Here is a 16,295-nt window from a genome sequence, read left to right as displayed (position 1 = left end):
GGCAGCCGTACAACTATTTCTTTAATTTAAATTCAAGAATATTTCCGGCAGATAATGTACCACCCTCATTGGAAATATATAGCGTATTATCCTTATCAAATGCAATTCCTTCTGGCTGATTAAAATCATCACCCTTTAAAGGCACAACACTTTTTATTTTAAAATTGGCATCAGTAACTAAAATCATTTTATTTACAGATGATAAAATGTACCATTCATTTGTGTTTTTGTTTTGAGAAAGGGCCGATGGTTTAAAGTTTAATTTTTTACTTCCTGATGTTTTTGCAATTTCATGATATGGAAGGCTAAATTCTCCATCTGCTTTTAAAGTGCCATCATTAGCCATCGAGAAAGCATAAATACGGGTTGCTTTTTCTTTATCATCAGCTTTGCTTGCTTTTGTTAAAGCGTAAATTTTACCTATTGCTTCGTCGGCTGCCAAGCCTTCATATTCGCCTTTTGGTAATAAATCTTTAACCTTTTGCACATTGGCTGCTTCAGGTTTGTTGATTTCAGAAAGCGGAAAAATATGAAACTCTCCATTGCTTTTTAAAACAATAACCTGGTTTTTTAATATTGCCAAATCTTCATAATCGCCTTTGCCTCCAAATTTTGTAAATTTAGCTTCTTTATCCTCTAAACCAAGATAAAATAAATCGCCATCTTCATCTTGAATGGCATAAACTTGTTTCGGGTCGCCGTTGTTAAAAACAATGCCCGATATTTCGAACAAGCTTTGCGGCATATTATGCTTTACAGGTTTACTTAAATCGTAAGGAAAATCAGATTTTGTTTGTGCTGTTTCTGATGCGGTAGTAGATTCTTCGTGTTTTTCGTTAACACATGAAATGCAAAAAAAAGCAATAGATAAAGCGCCTACTGCAGTTAGCATGGCATATTTATAATTTTTCATCAGCTAAAATTTAATGTTGATTTTGTAAAAATTTATAGATTTCTGATTGAGACGCAATAAGTGTTCCATCCTTTTTTACTGGTTGATTATTCATTTCATCATCAATTGAAACGCCTTGTAAATTATCTTTTTTCTGTATGTCTATTATGTGAAGAATTTCGGCTTTAATGGCTTCATCGTAAACCGGAAAACAAACTTCAATGCGCCTGTAAATATTTCTATTCATCCAGTCGGCCGAACCCAGAAACACATCCTTTTTGCCCAGATTGTTGAAAATAAATATCCGCCCGTGCTCAAGGTATCTATCAACAATACGAGTAACAGTAATATTTTCACTCATTCCATCCACACCTGCAACTAACCTACAAATACTTCTAACAAACATGTTAATCTTTACCCCTGCCTGCGAGGCTTCGTAAAGTTTATTAATTAAGATTTTTTCTTCCAGATTATTGAGCTTAATGGTTATAGATGCATCTTTACCGGCCTTTGCAAATTCGATTTCCCTATCAATAAGCGCTAAAAATTTCTCTTGCAAATTAAACTGGGCGACCAAAATGTGCTCAAAATTTACGGGCACAGTTTTTTCAGGCTTTACCCTTTTAGCCAAAAACATAAAAAGAAGTTCAATTTCCCTTAAAATATCTTTGTTGGCGGTCATTAAGATGTGATCGGTATAAAAAGCAGCAGTACTCTCATTAAAATTTCCGGTGGCAAGTAAGCCTGTGTAATGCATACGGTTTCCTTGCTGTTTTTTAACCAATGCAATTTTAGCATGAACTTTTAAGGCTGTAACGCTGTATACAATTTCAACGCCTTGTTCCTTCATTTTCTTAGCCCATTTTATGTTATTGGCTTCATCGAAACGTGCTTTTAATTCAACTAAAACGAAAACTTTTTTACCATTTTTTGCTGCGCTGATTAATGCATTTATAATTTTAGAATCGGTAGCAACACGGTAAATAGTTAGGTAAATCTCTTTAACATCTTTATCAATAGCTGCCTCATTAAAAAATCTTAAAATGGTATCGTAGCTTTGATAAGGCGTATGTATGATAATATCCTTTTTGCTTATTTCATCTAGTAATGAATTTTGGACCAAATCGCAGTGACATATTTTAGTCCAATCTTTATTTGATAAGGCAGCGTTTTTAACCGGAAAAGACATTAAATCTTTTAAGTTATGATATTGACCGCCTTCAACCAGGTTAGCCTTTTTAAGATTGAAAAGCTTACGAAGGAGCTTGATTACATTTTTAGGGATGCCAGGCTGATGTAAAAAACGGGTGGCCAAGCCATTGTCTCTTTTAGAAAGCTGAATTTCAAGTTGCTCTGATAAGCTACCAGAATATTCGTCCTTTAAATCAATTTCAGCATCGCGGGTGATTTTGAAGCTAAAACAACCTGTTATTTCTGCATCACTAAAAACCACTTCTAAATTGAAGCGGATAATATCGTCTAAAAATACAATATAGGTTTTGTCTTCTTTATCAATTTTATAGAAACGAGGAAGTTCATTTGAAGGTATATTTAAAATAAAAGCCTTTTTTTCATCACCTCTGGTAACCGTTACCAAAAAATATAACTGATTATTTGAAGGGAAGAAAATTGTATTCTTTTTTACTGATACTGGTTGCAAAAAGGCTAAAACCTGACTTAAAAAATATCTTCTGGTTTCTTTCTGGATTTCTTTAGGAAATTTACGACCGTAAACAACCTCAATATTTTGGTCTTTTAATTTTGGGATAATATCTTTTTGAAGCGCCTTACCATACCTTTCCTGCTGCCCGGATATCATCGTATTTGCTGTTTCTACCAAATCTGCATTGATGTGCAAATCGTTATCCTCTTTACTGCTTATTTTCTCTAAAGCAAGTAAAACAGGCATCCTTACGCGATAAAACTCATCCAGATTGGAAGAAAAAATAGATAAAAACTTGATGCGTTCTAAAAGCGGAACGCTATCTCGTTCAGCTTCCATTAAAATACGCTCGTTAAATTTAAGCCAGCTTAAATCACGATTAAATAGTTTGCTTTGAACTGCTGTTTTCATTAAAGTTTACCGTAAGCAGCGTAAGCAACAACAAATGCAAGTACGGCTGCAATTAAGCCAAACATGAAAACGTTATAAGCCAAACGAATTAATTTATATTTTCTTCCTAATACCACCCCTTGCGAGTAAACATCAGTTATCAGGGTGCCATACAAGAAATCTTTATCGTTCATTACTTTAACCATACCATCGGTATAATCTGGTAAAGACATTTTATAAAAGTTACCGAAGAATAATAAGTTTACTTTTTTCTGCTCCATTTCTTCTGGTGTAAAAATTCCCGGCGGAATTGATGGGCGGGTTGATAGAATAGAAACCACCACGCATGTTAAGCTTACTACAAGCAATATGAATGTTGGAATAATTAAATTACTATGATTATCTAATTTATTTAATAATAAACTCACAATTAAAGAAAGCATAATGGAGTTTACAGTTATTAATATGTGTGCTTTATTATCGGCCATATCACTTAACCTTTGATTATTTGCAGAGGTTATTCTAAACATAGTTTCAATACCTTTATCAGGCTTGTCTTTTTTATCCTTTTTCTTGTCTTTAGGATTATCTATTTCTTCTGACATATGGGTATGTAAATCTGGCTCTACAATATTTACTTGTGCAGACTTAGCTGATAGTTTATTTTTTATCTTATCAACGTTCTTTTGCTTTTGATCGTTTAAGAGCAGTTTTGCATAATCGGTATGGTATTGGTGTGCTTCAAGAAACCTTATATCATCTATGCGCCAGTTTTTTTTGCTGATATCTTTATTGTAAATTAATTCAACTTCCTTGTGCATCAGTTTTCCTTTCTGTCTGAAATCTGCTGAGCCTAAATGGAATAAATCTGCATCGCACAAAATATTTTCAATTAAGTTTGAAGGTTTTTGAGGAATCTTTGTGCTTAAGATAGCGTTCGATATTTTTTCCCGAACCGCTTTATTTACCTCTTTAGATTCGAGATAACTGTTGGCTAACTCTGCTCCTTTTGCTTCATGATAAAGATTATCTTCAAAATAGCCGGTATCATGAAACCATGCGGCTACAGTTACAATAAAAAAGTCTTCATCATTTAACTGATAATGATTGGCTATCTGCTGTGCTGCTTTTACAACACTTTGTGTGTGTTCAAGATTGTGATATACCAATCTATCATCCTGATGGGTATTAAAATAATCGTTGATATGCTCTTCTACATCAATCTGTAGTTGCTTGTAATCCATGAATATAAAGCTAAAATATTTTGTTAATCTGGTATTTTGGTCATTTGTTAAAATGCCAAGTTTGCTTGTATAAATTTACGGTAATTTTAACAATAATTTAATTTGCTATTGTTAGTACAAAAAAGATAATTTATTTTTCAATACAACAATCTATAATCAAATTAACTTAATAATTGTTTTTTAAAACAAGCAAATCATTGAAAATGAATGGTAAAAAATTTTTGGAAGAAAATTAGTTAAAAACTTTTTCGCAAATTGAATGCAAATTTGTAACATTGCACTCGCAAAAAACAATATGTTTTTTCGGGGCCTATAGCTCAGTTGGTTAGAGTAGAAGACTCATAATCTTTTGGTCGCTGGTTCGAGCCCAGCTGGGCCCACAAAAAAAAATCACCCCTTGAGACACTCTTAAGGGGTTTTTTTATGCCCTTTAAGACTCAATAAGGAACCACTGCATCAGCGGTCAATCTTCCTGTGATTTCCATAATTAAAAAATTTAAATGTTACATTTTTTATTTCTCCTCCCTTTTCCAAACGTCTTTTCAAAAGAAAAACTGAAAAAAGAAAGTCCGGAAAAACGGTTACCTAGCGACAAAGAGCTATAAGTCCCGAAGGGGGCTCGCTAGCGGCGCGCGAGCATTATGCGCTCGCAGTAAGCGGAGTGACCGAAATTCACGGCCTTTTATCCGTTTTATTGAAAAGAATCGCTTTATTTTATCCCAGCTAATTGACTCATTTATAAACAGAAGAAACTTCCGATCTCATCCAGTTACGCACATCCTCCTGCCCAGTTCCAGGGCCGCTAATATGGCGCAGGATTTAGCCACACCAATACCCTTGAACGTAGATAAGCTTTCAAAATCTTGCGCGTATATGCGGTCAAGTCGTCCTCCGGCTGCTTTTAAAATTTCTTCTGAAGTGGCCACTGCATTTTGACTGGCGCTACCCGTACCAATCAGCATCGAGATAAGTTCAGCGTCGTTTACTCCTTGCGCTCCGTAGGACACAAATTTTTCCCTTGGCTGCATCTCTGCAGCTGAGGAGCTAATCCCTTTTCGGCCCTTTATGCTAGTTTTGGATAATTGCTGAATGCCTCCTATTCCCTGATAATCAAGATGGGCTGCAGACTGGAAAAGCGAAGAAAAAGCGGAAACAAGAAAGTGGAAATCTTCTTCAAAAACCACTACATTTGACCCTCTGTATCCACCACTCTGCAACTTATCACTCCGGGTAATGCAGATGTAATCACTATCGTTAATTGCGCGCTTAAAGTCGATAAAATAGTTTCTTTTTCCGGATGAAAAGTTTTCACTACTAAGGTTTTCAGTTCTCATGTCTATCATTTTTGGTACACACAAAATTTGGATTTGAATATTTGCTAATCGGTTGTATATTAGCCTATCCGGTCCAATCGGATAAAAAACGGATAGAGTAACCCTAAATTTATTCGGAATGCCGCCATTAAAAGAAACCTTACGACTATGCAGCTATCAATATTGCGGCAATTCATTCGAGGGAAGAAGCGATAAATTGTTTTGCAGTGATCAATGCCGAAACCGTGCAAGACGCGATCAACTCAAAAATGAGCGATGGAATGCCCCTTTATTTTACACCAAAATCAACGAGATTCTTCGACATAATCATAAGATACTCCAAAGCATTTATGAGCAAAAAGGTGATTCAACTGTAGTCACGGATTTTCTGCTTCGGGACAGCGGTTTTAATTTTGCATTCATCAGCCGAATACTCCAAACTTCAAAAGGTATTTATAACTTTTGTTTTGATTATGGATGGCTTGAACTGGAAAACAACAAGATTTTAATCGTAAAAAATGAAAAAATGGTCCAGTTCTGAACTTGTTTATCTTAAGCAAATAAAGGAGTAGCCCTGAGCTGAGCTAAAAAATTAAACCCAAACAACAAGCATCCGTCAGTAAAAACCAAGGTAAATTCACCGTCATAAAGAGATTCAATACGGCCATAATCACTCAAGGACTAATACGCCTAACACCCGGAAGGCTTCAGCACCGAAAACTTTATAAAAGCGCCATCGGCAAATAAAAATCGCCCAGACTATTTTCAAAATCGTCATAGCATATTAATGCGGCCTGCCAAAAGAGATCACTGTTTTGGATTACATCCGGATTTTTTCCTGGCAATATAAAAGAGAACTATCGATAAATTCAAGTCAGGTGCTTGTTGAAAGCCTACCTAACATTAAGTATTTGCTAATTATTAAAAACCAATTGATTGATGCACTTGTCTTAGATTCAGGTAAAAATAACATGAGCACAATACTTTTATTAGAAGATGATCAGGGAATCAGAGAAATGATACATATTGTTTTAGAATCTGAAAATTATAATGTAATCTCATTTTGCAACATTGCGGACTTTAGTAACAGAGATAAAAAAATTGAAGCCGACTTATTTTTACTTGATATCAGATTGCCCGACGGTTCAGGACTCGCTGTATGCCATGAAATTAATGCAGTTCAAAACACACCGGTTCTGGTGATGAGCGCACATGCCCGTCTGGAAGAGATTGAGAGCAAGTGTCAACCAGCAAATTTTATTCAAAAACCCTTTGATATCGATTATTTACTCAGTCAGGTTAAAAAATATATCAATTAGAAATAGCCGCTATAATCATTTTAATCAAAAAAAATATCGAAATCAAAACTTCCGCTAAACCACGATAAACGACTATTTTCAAATTTAAATGAGGCACACTTGAATATTTCAGCGAAAGTGTTCGGTCATTCCGCATTTTCACTTTCCAACCATTTCGCTCCAAAGTAACTTATTGTTTCGAGTCAAACTGTTCGATTTAACGCCTGCGTTAATTCCATTCCTACTCCTAAGCTAAAACATCAGCATCCTGCTCACCTGAATTTAAAGTCTCCAGTGCAGCGTTGATTAATTTAGCGACCCCCATGAAATCCTCCCGAATGTAGTTAAAACGAGCTCGTTTGGAGAATTGAGCAGTCAAATTTAAATTGGATGACCTTTTGGACAGGATCCAGATGAATAGTTAGGCAGAAGATTTTTCTGTTATGCCGGGATTGGAATGGGAAAGAAATTCTAACAGTCCTATTTATCTGTCGAAGGGGAAATAGACACTTTAGACAAAATCCGGCTGAAAATTTACCGAACAGTTTGGACCGAAATAGATGGGTCACTTTCGCGGCTCTTCGTCACTTTTGGTGAAAACCTATAAATGATACAATATCTTACTGCGTCCTACCTGCGCGCATAGCCTTTTCAGGCTGAAAATTATTCTTTTAGGATCGTACATGGATTCTTTCACCAAAAGTGACGAAGAACCACTTTCGCTGAAATATCCACTTAAGCGCCATCAAATATATTTGATACTTTGAGCAGTCAATTCAATTTGCTTAAAAGCCAGATATTCTTCGGTGGTTTGCAGCTCGTTCAGCTGATAATCATTTAATGAGGTATTGTATAACATCCATTGTGAGAGTTGCAAGTCCCCGTCATATAATGAAAGTTCCATTTCTTTACGAACCACTTTTGCAGAACCGGCTAACCATTTTAAAAAAGCATTACCAAATATTTTTCCTTCAGAAAAAACTAAATGCTGAGCAGCATTGTCAAAAGGTTGCAAACCAGCAACACTTTTAAATATTGCAACATCATTTGAGCCTTTAAACCTCAACTGTACATAAATCCCCTTATCCATACAATCTATAAATAAACAAATAAAATCCCAACTAGCCTACCTCTAATTCAGCAAACGCTTTGAATCACAGTCAAACCTGTTAGGTTTTCTGAAATCCAAAGGGCGGATTTTAGTAGGCAACTACAGCAGCTAAATTTATGAAAAAGCTAACAGACTTGCTTCGATTTATATTTGAAATCAAGTTGATAGCTTCCTTAACATGAATTAAATCCATTAGGCTATACTTAATCCATTGACAAACTTACTAAAATCATAAACCTGTCAGATTATCCACTCCCGCAGTCTTTTAAAATTTATGCTCCGGGACTGTATCCCCACAGGGCGAACTAAGGAGGCATAAAACTCAGCAGCATCTCGGCTTGTCAGAAGTCATTGCACAGGTTTCGACAGTACTTAAGCATACCAAACCCACCTTTTACTCATTTTGGCAGGAGCAGATCCAACTTTGGAAGCTGTCCAAGGCAGAAAATACCCTTAAAACCTATAGGTCCACGCTGAATATATTGAAAGAATTCAACCCGCGATTAAACTTTAGTGACCTAACTTATGATTGCATAGAAAAGTTTGAATTATATCTGAGGAGTATAAGAGGAAACGGTGTGGGTGGTGCATTTACAAAACAAAAGACCCTGAAATCCATGATTAATCAGGCCATCCTTAAAGGGCACATGAAGTGCAACCCATATCAAAACTTTAAGATAAAAGCTGCTGTCGGCAGAAGGGAGTTTTTGTCTATTCAAGAAGTTAAGACAATAAAAGATATGTGTATCGAGGAAAAAAATGGTTTCCTGAATAGAGTCCGGGATATCTTTTTATTTAGCTGCTTCACCAGTTTGAGATTTTCAGATACCATGAATTTAAAATACGGGCATATTCGACAAAACCCTGACCGTATCGAAATGGAAATAATGAAAACCAGCAAGCTCTTAACGATACCATTAAGTGCAAACGCAGGCAAGATTCTGGAAAAATACATGGTTTCGAGTCCCACTAACCCAAAACTATCCATTTTGCCAAAGATGGCCAATCAGGTAATCAACCGGGAATTGAAAGTATTGATTAAGAAAGCCAGTATCGCCAAACACATCAGTTTTCACTGTGCCCGCCACTCATTCGCCAGTAATTTAATAGAAAGTGGCACTTACATCAATCATGTAAAAGAACTACTTGGACACACAAGTATGCTTCAGACCCAGATTTATGCAAAAAGCCTCAAGGCGGATTTATATGCATCAGTCAGCAGGTTAAATGAATTTTATCAATAATAATCTTAAAAGGTCCAGATTTCTGCTACCCATCGATATTCTTACTGTTAGCATTCAAGAAAAGACAAGAACAGGAAAGTCATTAAATAAATATAAAAACTCAAGACACTTATAGTCAAATCATTAAATAATGATCAAGAAAAAAGTTGATTTTTTTTTAATAAAAATCAGCACCATAGTTTGTAATTATGAAAACTAATCTTACTTTTGCACTCCTTCAAACAAAGAAAATTTGAAGTCTGTGATGCGGGGTGGAGCAGTTGGTAGCTCGTCGGGCTCATAACCCGAAGGTCGCACGTTCGAGTCGTGTCCCCGCTACAAAATGAGTTGAAAGACACTCAGGTTAAAAATGGCCCGTTCGTCTAGGGGTGAGGACGCCAGATTTTCATTCTGGAAACAGGGGTTCGATTCCCCTACGGGCTACGAAATCCAATCATGGGAACAACATGGGAATTTACTCCATGAAAATTATTAAGAGAGTCTTCAAAACCTGAAGGCTTTTTTTGTTGATTTTTTTAGCGCATCTTTTTAAATGAAATTCTAAACACGTATATTTGATTTATTAATCACACGTGTTATGACTACTAAACTCACATTAACGATAGAGGATACAGTAATTGATTCGGCAAAAAAATATGCCCGCCAAAAAGGAAAAAGTTTGTCCGATATCGTAGAAAATTACCTGAAATCTATCAGTGTTTCAGAGGAATCTGTGCAGACATTATCGCCAAGGGTGGCCAAATTAATGGGGTCGGTAAAACTTCCTGAGGATTTTGATTACAAAAAGGAGTTAGGCAAGGTTTTGAAAGAGAAACACGGGTAAGCATGAAACAAGTTTTCATGGATACCAACATAGTTATTGATTTTCTGGCAAACCGGCAGCCTTTTGCAATGGATGCTGCAAAACTTTTTGATCTAGCAATAAATGGTAAAATAAGGATTTTTATAGCCGCTGTCTCCTACAATAACATATATTACATTCTTCGTCAGTCTATGCCTGGAAATGCTACTTTAAGATTGCTGGAGGAACTGGCTGATATGACGGAAATAACAGATGTAACAGCTGCTGTTATTCGTCAGTCGCTTAAAACGGATTTTAAAGATTATGAAGATGCCATTCAATACCATAGTGCCCTAAGTATCCCCGATTTGGATTTTATTGTAACTCGAAATACCAAAGATTTTAAAAAGAGCAAACTTGCCGTTCTCACACCGACTGAAGCATTGGCTAGCCTTAGTGGTACATAGCGAATTCGTCTCATAGGCTGGTCAATAGATCATCTCCCATGTTCGCCAAAAGTATCAAATCGTCCTGAAAGGTGTTCGATAAATGTAACGCTTGGCTACTTAAGGAAGCAACATATTTTTTTCGTTTCCTTTTTTTATGCCAATAAAGACCTGTGGCCCAAATCTTTACAACTTGACTAGATGGTGTTCGACAATCGTAAAAAAACTTACTAAACATTTATCCAAATTGATCTAAAAAGCTGTACCTCAAATACCTCTAAGTGGATTTTGGCTTGTTCGACCTCCTCTTAGGGGTTAAAGGCTTTTCTAGTTGTGCTTCCCTGAGATTATTCTTCACTATCAAATAAAGGAAATCCAATATAATATCAGCTTACTTTTCATTAACTTTTACATTATTCTTTACCAAAATTGAAATAGCTTTATTGACAGACATTTTTCATTCGATAAATTTCATATTATTAGTGATTTAGATTTGAACCTGTGTGTTTTTGAGAGCCCGTATGGCAACTTAATCGTGAGGTCGCCATTCGAATAATCGATTTTTTCTGGTGGAAAAAGCTTGACAAAGTGCTTCTTATCTGCAGGGTCCAATGTTTTATAAATATTGAAAATATCAATTACATCTCCATAATTAAGCTTCGTTTTGAATCCGCTGTCGAAAATCAAAAATATCAGCAGCAGGATGCTGAAGTTCCTCTTACTTCAGAAGGTTTTTCAAACAAGACCGAGAGAACTGGATTTATCCGTTTCGTCAGGATAGCTAAGTCGTAAATTCAAGATACTTCCAAATAATTATTTGTCCAATGACTCTGGCTTCCATTTTATTAACTCCAAAAAGGACTGACAACCGTAGAAACCATAGAATTTAGCATTTATTTACAAAGTTTACATTTTAATTTACAAAGAATATTACTCCAATCCATGTTATGACCGATAGATTTGCTTCATAAATCTCAATAGTCATGAAAAATAAAATGAAAATTATCAACGCGCTTATCCTGGCATTAGCTGTTATAAGCGGACTGGCACTTGCCAAAGGCAAATTTACAAATGAAGGACTAAAGGCAGAGCAGCGCTCGAAAAATCTAAAGCACCATCGTTCTGATGAAAGAAAAAAATGGGAAGCGTCACCAGATGGAGTAGCCTACAAAAATTGGACATTATCTGATGCAGGCATCAGCGTACGCGCAAGTCATGTAGAAATAGCAGACCATATAAAAAACTTTACCAGCATGGATGCCGTAGTCACCGCAGTTAATTACCAACGTGAGCATTCAAAATTAAAAGGACCAAAATGGCTTGTCCTTAAAATCGGTGAAAGCCAGTACATGATGCAGTTTAGCCCAAGTGAGTTTCTGCAGCTAAACCAGCTTCGCATTAATGACAAAATCAAAGTGAAAAGCCGCAGCGTTGGATATTCACCTAATCACTTGTACTTAATTTTATCAAGCGATTACATTGAGCATAACAATAACGTTATTTTCAAACGGGATACTAGTCAAAATAATGGCTGTTAGGGATTTTTTAAAGTCCAAAAGATAATGACACATAGCACCCCATCCTCCACCTTGTCTGAATTAGTAAAATTAGGAGCCCTTCCTTGGAATTTAAAGTCACTATCAGATGTTAATCTGAAGCAATTGATAAACTATAGCGAATACTTGAGTTTTTTAACCCCATCTGGAAACACCAAACTACTTCACCCCTCCTCGCCAAAACACCAACACAAAGACATTCAATAATTTACAATAAATTTATTTCTGGTGGACAGGGGTCAATCTGTTCTGGTTTATCCAGTTAAATATTAAAACATCACAATTTACATTTAATAGCAAAATGACTACCTTCAAAGGCAATCCAGATCAGCCCAGTCCGATCAATAAACTATGACCAAGCTTTACCTACCGTTTTTCCTAATTCTGCTCTTCATACTCAATAAAACACCGGATGATAATAGCGGATTTGAATCTGCAGATATACCCAGCGCTCTTCCCAGCGGATGGTGGATTCAGGCACCCAACTACAACAATATCCGGTTGGACTCAGCCACCAAATACGAAGGAAAATACAGCTTATCCATACAGAATTCGATAGATTATAATACCCCTCAGGAAGCAGGAAACTATTTCTTCATTAATCAAAATGAAACTTGGGGCAACTCGGAAGGTACAATTGAATTAAGAGGCTACATGAAACTTGGCGAGGTTCAAAGTGGTTACGCCGGTATATGGTTAAAAGCGGAAGGTGTTGATGGCCGGATAGAACTGCTTGACAAAAAATACGCCGGAACGCATGATTGGGCAGAATATCGACTGAGCATACCCTACTCAAAAAAAATAACCCAGATAGCTTACGGAGGAATTCTGGACGGCGTTGGCAAAGTCTGGTTCGATAATTTTAGACTTTACAAAGACGGCAAAACCCTGAATAACTTAACAAGAATTCCCCCAAAAAAAGCGCAGCAAGATACCGCCTACCTTCATGGCTCGGGAATAAAAGACATCAAAATAAATGCAAACAACATCGCCAATCTCGCCATCGCTGGTCAGCTGTGGGGATTTTTAAAGTATCACCACCCCTACGCGGCTAGCGGAGATGTGAACTGGGATGCAGAGCTATTTAAAATCATACCCCGTACACTAGAATGCAGAAACGCCAAAGAACTAAGTTATGCCCTGGAAGCTTACCTGAATACCCTTCCAAAGGTCAGTACATGTACAGCCTGTAAAACCCCATCTAAGGAAAAGGTAATACTCGCAGCAGATTACGGCGACCTTTTTACCAGTAAAAAAATAACCAAAAGCCTGACCAATAAACTCAGGCATATCCAGCAAAACAGCGCCATTAAACAAAACTACTGGGTTAAAAAAGATCCAGGACTCGGCTATCCCCAGTTTGTCAACGAAAAAAGCTATGATAAAATGACCTACCCAGATGCTGGGTATCGACTACTCGCCCTGTTTCGATATTGGTCAATGATAAATTACTATTCACCCTACAGAAACCTGACAGCATCCAACTGGAACCAGGTCTTGAAAGATTTCATCCCACAATTTCTGGCCGCGCAGCATGCGATGCAATACACGCTCAGCACGCTAAAGCTTATCGCAACAATTAAAGATACCCATGCAAACCTCTCTGATAATGTAACCCTAGAATCATACAAAGGAAAATATCGAGTACCCTTTCGTGCAGATTTTATCGAAAACAAGCTGATTGTCAGCGGATACCGGACAGACAGCCAAAGCATACAACAGCGGGTTAAATTAGGAGACCTTATCGAATCCATTAACGGACAAAGTGTAAAAAAACTCCTGAAAAAGTATCTCCACATCACCCCCGCATCCAATTATCAAACCCAGTTAAGAGATTTGCCCTGGAATTACCTGACGCGGAGTAATCAGGAAGAACTGCAGTTTGTGCTTCTAAGAAACGGAAAACGAATCAAGTTAACCCTAGCAACGCTTAAAGGCAAATCAAGCTACAGCACCTCAGATCAAAAAGAAAAAGAACCATATTATCTCATACGCGATCAGATTGGTTACGTTGATGCTGGCAAATATCAGAATGCAGAACTGCCAAAACTAATCAAGACCCTTGCGAAAACAAAGGGAATAATCGTAGACCTAAGAAGCTATCCATCTGATCTGATGGCTTACAGCTTTGTAAACTATTTCAAATCCGCCAAAACCCAGTTTGCAAAAATATCATTGGTAGACTATTCACATCCGGGCAATTTTTATTTCGCGGATTCTGTTTATAATGAACCTGCAAAAAACAGCGAACCCTATCAAGGCAAAGTAGTGGTGCTGGTCAATTCCGATACCCAAAGCCAGGGCGAGTTCACCGCTATGGCTTTACAAAGCTCCCCAAATGTCACTGTCATAGGAAGCCAGACTGCCGGCGCTGATGGCGAGGTAAGCGCTATTGTTCTTCCCGGGGGAATTTTCACCATGATATCCAGCAGAGGCATATTCTATCCCGACAACACCCCTACCCAAGGACCCGGCATAAAAATCGATATTGTGGTAAAGCCAACCATTAAAGGAATCAGGGATGGAAAAGACGAATTACTGGATAAAGCGATTAACCTGCTAAGCCACAATTAATTTTTAGCAGAATATTTAATTCCACAAAATCCAATCCTTCCTTAGTATTGACTGCTACCGAGCGGCAATTTGTTAAAAATAGTTAAGCATAGAGGAGACTTTAATGTCAACAGGTATCTTCGCTTAATGCTAAATGTCTGTCATGAAAAAAATTCTCCTTTTTATACTTATTGGCCATACTTCACTTTGCAGCTTTGCGCAGCAAGCTTCAATCAGATTGCAGGACAAGAAAGATGACTACAATTTGGATTTTGAAAGTGGCCCTCACACCTGGAAATCATCAGTGGATTGGCAGACTGGCCTAACCCAGAGCGGATACAAGGTTTCTATAGATTCAAATCAACAACATTCCGGCAAGTATGCTTTACTCATAGAAAACGTAAAAAAAGAGGTCAACAAAACCTCCGGTATGTCAAACCTCATCATCCCTTCAAAATTTGAAGGAAAGGAAATTGAAGTAAAATTTTATTTGAAATTAGCAGATGTAAGCGGCCATGCAGACTTTCCAATCAGAATTGAAGATGAGGACAATGATAAACTGGAATTTACAAACCTGCTGGCTAAAAGAATATACGGAACACAGGACTGGAAAGCCTATCGCCTCAAACTTCCCTTACCGAAAGAAGCAGTAAGGATTAACATGTTTCCGCTATTATACGGGCAAGGTAAAATGTGGGTAGATGATATTCAGATTTTAATTGATGGCGTAGACATCAAAGATGCCAAAATCAAGGCTGACTATAAAAATATTCCCTATAAACCAACGGATTACGGAAACAATAACCGTGCGTCTGGCAAAGTGAAAGTTAAGGATGCAGCGTTATATTACGAAACCTACGGAAAGGGAGCACCTTTATTATTGCTACACGGCAATAGCCAGTCCATCAGTGTTTTCAAAAAGCAAATCAAAGAATATTCTAAAACCTATAAAGTAATTGCTGTAGATACACGCGGACAGGGAAAGAGTACAGATTCAATACCCGGCCCACTTTCTTATGATTTGTATGCAGAGGATATGAAAACAGTACTTGACTCACTAAATATAACCAAAACAAATATCCTGGGTTGGAGCGATGGAGGAAATACCGGTTTAATCATGGCCTCAAAATACCCTGAATATGTGCAGAAACTGGCCATAACAGGCGCTTGTACAGATCCAAATAAAGCTGTTTCTATCCGTACATTAAAAGAAGTTTCCAGCGCCATCGAAGGTTTAAAATCTAAGAACGACAAGCAATCCGCTTATCAGATTAAGCTTTTTACAATGCTATTAACCGAGCCACACCTCTCAACCGAAGATTTAAAAAAGATTAAATCACCCGTTTTAGTCATGGCCGGAGAAAAGGATATCATTTTAGAAAAACACACAAAATACATTGCAGCCAATATTCCTGATGCTGCGCTTTTCGTTTTCAAGGGCGCGTCACACTATGTGCCTGTTGAAAAGGTTTCGGAATTTAACAAGAAGGTTTTAGAATTTTTTAACCAAAAATAATAACGACCGGTCAAAAAAACCGCTAAAATCTTTAATGTACTAAGATTTCTGTATTGAAATTTCGTCTCAAAAAACGAATGTTTAAACCATTTAATAATATTCCACACTTATGACTGATATAAGATAAACAAAATTTTTAAATAAATTTACTTTTTTAGTAATGTTGTAAGCTCCCCTGTTTTTCAGACCATTCAAAAGTATAATTTTGTCCTCAAATTTCCTGCAATAAATCTACAGGAGATTTGAAGTTTAATGCCTGGTGTGGTCGATGGTAATTGTAGTCCACCA

General features: G+C 37.0%; 13 protein-coding genes and 3 tRNA genes. 11 read left to right on the top strand and 5 right to left on the bottom strand.

All coding sequences use genetic code 11. The annotated features are described in order from the left end of the window. Nucleotides 1-13: 13 nt before the first annotated feature. The 3 genes from LUA90_RS17925 to LUA90_RS17915 are packed head-to-tail and all read right to left on the bottom strand — an operon-like array spanning nt 14 to nt 4,189. Nucleotides 14-913, bottom strand: coding sequence for an SdiA-regulated domain-containing protein (locus LUA90_RS17925; RefSeq protein ID WP_231491954.1), 900 nt, complete (start codon nt 911-913; stop codon nt 14-16). A 10-nt stretch (nt 914-923) separates the two neighbouring features. Then, a complete protein-coding gene (gene ppk1 / locus LUA90_RS17920) occupies nt 924-2,966 on the bottom strand; it encodes a polyphosphate kinase 1 (RefSeq protein ID WP_231491953.1) in 2,043 nt (680 codons plus the stop codon). Next, nucleotides 2,966-4,189 (bottom strand): Pycsar system effector family protein, encoded by a 1,224-nt coding sequence (locus LUA90_RS17915; protein ID WP_231459908.1) that lies wholly within the window; start codon nt 4,187-4,189, stop codon nt 2,966-2,968. Before LUA90_RS17915 ends, ppk1 begins: the two co-directional genes overlap by 1 nt. A gap of 306 nt (nt 4,190-4,495) precedes the next feature. Between LUA90_RS17915 and LUA90_RS17910 the strand changes: the two genes are divergently transcribed. Next, nucleotides 4,496-4,569, top strand: a tRNA-Ile gene (locus tag LUA90_RS17910). Nucleotides 4,570-4,950: 381 nt separating this feature from the next. Here LUA90_RS17910 and LUA90_RS17905 read toward each other — a convergent pair. Beyond that, the gene (locus LUA90_RS17905; RefSeq protein WP_231491951.1) at nt 4,951-5,523 is read right to left on the bottom strand and encodes a UPF0758 domain-containing protein; all 573 of its coding nucleotides are present in this window, start codon (nt 5,521-5,523) and stop codon (nt 4,951-4,953) included. 118 nt (nt 5,524-5,641) lie between these two features. Between LUA90_RS17905 and LUA90_RS17900 the strand changes: the two genes are divergently transcribed. Both LUA90_RS17900 and LUA90_RS17895 read left to right on the top strand, forming a co-directional pair. After that, nucleotides 5,642-6,043, top strand: coding sequence for a hypothetical protein (locus LUA90_RS17900; protein WP_231459910.1), 402 nt, complete (start codon nt 5,642-5,644; stop codon nt 6,041-6,043). A 370-nt stretch (nt 6,044-6,413) separates the two neighbouring features. Continuing rightward, the gene (locus tag LUA90_RS17895; protein WP_231459911.1) at nt 6,414-6,821 is read left to right on the top strand and encodes a response regulator; all 408 of its coding nucleotides are present in this window, start codon (nt 6,414-6,416) and stop codon (nt 6,819-6,821) included. A 724-nt stretch (nt 6,822-7,545) separates the two neighbouring features. Here LUA90_RS17895 and LUA90_RS17890 read toward each other — a convergent pair. Beyond that, on the bottom strand, nt 7,546-7,890 hold the full coding sequence (locus LUA90_RS17890) for a hypothetical protein (protein WP_231491949.1): 345 nt from the start codon (nt 7,888-7,890) through the stop codon (nt 7,546-7,548). A gap of 359 nt (nt 7,891-8,249) precedes the next feature. On the opposite strand from LUA90_RS17890, the gene LUA90_RS17885 reads away from it, so the two are divergent. From LUA90_RS17885 to LUA90_RS17850, 8 genes are all read left to right on the top strand, one after another. After that, nucleotides 8,250-9,155 (top strand): site-specific integrase, encoded by a 906-nt coding sequence (locus tag LUA90_RS17885; protein WP_231491947.1) that lies wholly within the window; start codon nt 8,250-8,252, stop codon nt 9,153-9,155. A 245-nt stretch (nt 9,156-9,400) separates the two neighbouring features. Further along, nucleotides 9,401-9,473, top strand: a tRNA-Met gene (locus tag LUA90_RS17880). A gap of 33 nt (nt 9,474-9,506) precedes the next feature. After that, nucleotides 9,507-9,578 (top strand) — tRNA-Glu (locus tag LUA90_RS17875). A gap of 154 nt (nt 9,579-9,732) precedes the next feature. Next, nucleotides 9,733-9,978, top strand: a complete 246-nt coding sequence (locus tag LUA90_RS17870) for a DUF6364 family protein (RefSeq protein ID WP_231459914.1) — start codon at nt 9,733-9,735, stop codon at nt 9,976-9,978. A 2-nt stretch (nt 9,979-9,980) separates the two neighbouring features. After that, nucleotides 9,981-10,403 (top strand): PIN domain-containing protein, encoded by a 423-nt coding sequence (locus LUA90_RS17865; protein WP_231459915.1) that lies wholly within the window; start codon nt 9,981-9,983, stop codon nt 10,401-10,403. 962 nt (nt 10,404-11,365) lie between these two features. After that, nucleotides 11,366-11,920: a hypothetical protein gene (locus LUA90_RS17860; protein WP_231459916.1), complete on the top strand. Its 555-nt coding sequence runs from the start codon at nt 11,366-11,368 to the stop codon at nt 11,918-11,920. 369 nt (nt 11,921-12,289) lie between these two features. After that, nucleotides 12,290-14,512: a S41 family peptidase gene (locus tag LUA90_RS17855; protein ID WP_231491945.1), complete on the top strand. Its 2,223-nt coding sequence runs from the start codon at nt 12,290-12,292 to the stop codon at nt 14,510-14,512. 142 nt (nt 14,513-14,654) lie between these two features. Next, nucleotides 14,655-16,007: an alpha/beta fold hydrolase gene (locus LUA90_RS17850; RefSeq protein ID WP_231459918.1), complete on the top strand. Its 1,353-nt coding sequence runs from the start codon at nt 14,655-14,657 to the stop codon at nt 16,005-16,007. Nucleotides 16,008-16,295 lie beyond the last annotated feature (288 nt).

Source organism: Pedobacter sp. Leaf170 (assembly GCF_920984665.1).
Taxonomy (GTDB): Bacteria; Bacteroidota; Bacteroidia; order Sphingobacteriales; family Sphingobacteriaceae; genus Pedobacter.
Note: the sequence above shows the minus strand (reverse complement) of the source record. Positions and strands in the feature narration are given on the sequence as shown.

Bases quoted from the DNA above. Each gene is read 5' to 3' on its own strand.
- LUA90_RS17925 (WP_231491954.1), bottom strand. From the start codon at position 913: ATGAAAAATTATAAATATGCCATGCTAACTGCAGTAGGCGCTTTATCT.
- ppk1 (WP_231491953.1), bottom strand. From the start codon at position 2,966: ATGAAAACAGCAGTTCAAAGCAAACTATTTAATCGTGATTTAAGCTGG.
- LUA90_RS17915 (WP_231459908.1), bottom strand. From the start codon at position 4,189: ATGGATTACAAGCAACTACAGATTGATGTAGAAGAGCATATCAACGAT.
- LUA90_RS17905 (WP_231491951.1), bottom strand. From the start codon at position 5,523: ATGAGAACTGAAAACCTTAGTAGTGAAAACTTTTCATCCGGAAAAAGA.
- LUA90_RS17900 (WP_231459910.1), top strand. From the start codon at position 5,642: ATGCCGCCATTAAAAGAAACCTTACGACTATGCAGCTATCAATATTGC.
- LUA90_RS17890 (WP_231491949.1), bottom strand. From the start codon at position 7,890: ATGGATAAGGGGATTTATGTACAGTTGAGGTTTAAAGGCTCAAATGAT.
- LUA90_RS17870 (WP_231459914.1), top strand. From the start codon at position 9,733: ATGACTACTAAACTCACATTAACGATAGAGGATACAGTAATTGATTCG.
- LUA90_RS17865 (WP_231459915.1), top strand. From the start codon at position 9,981: ATGAAACAAGTTTTCATGGATACCAACATAGTTATTGATTTTCTGGCA.
- LUA90_RS17860 (WP_231459916.1), top strand. From the start codon at position 11,366: ATGAAAAATAAAATGAAAATTATCAACGCGCTTATCCTGGCATTAGCT.
- LUA90_RS17855 (WP_231491945.1), top strand. From the start codon at position 12,290: ATGACCAAGCTTTACCTACCGTTTTTCCTAATTCTGCTCTTCATACTC.
- LUA90_RS17850 (WP_231459918.1), top strand. From the start codon at position 14,655: ATGAAAAAAATTCTCCTTTTTATACTTATTGGCCATACTTCACTTTGC.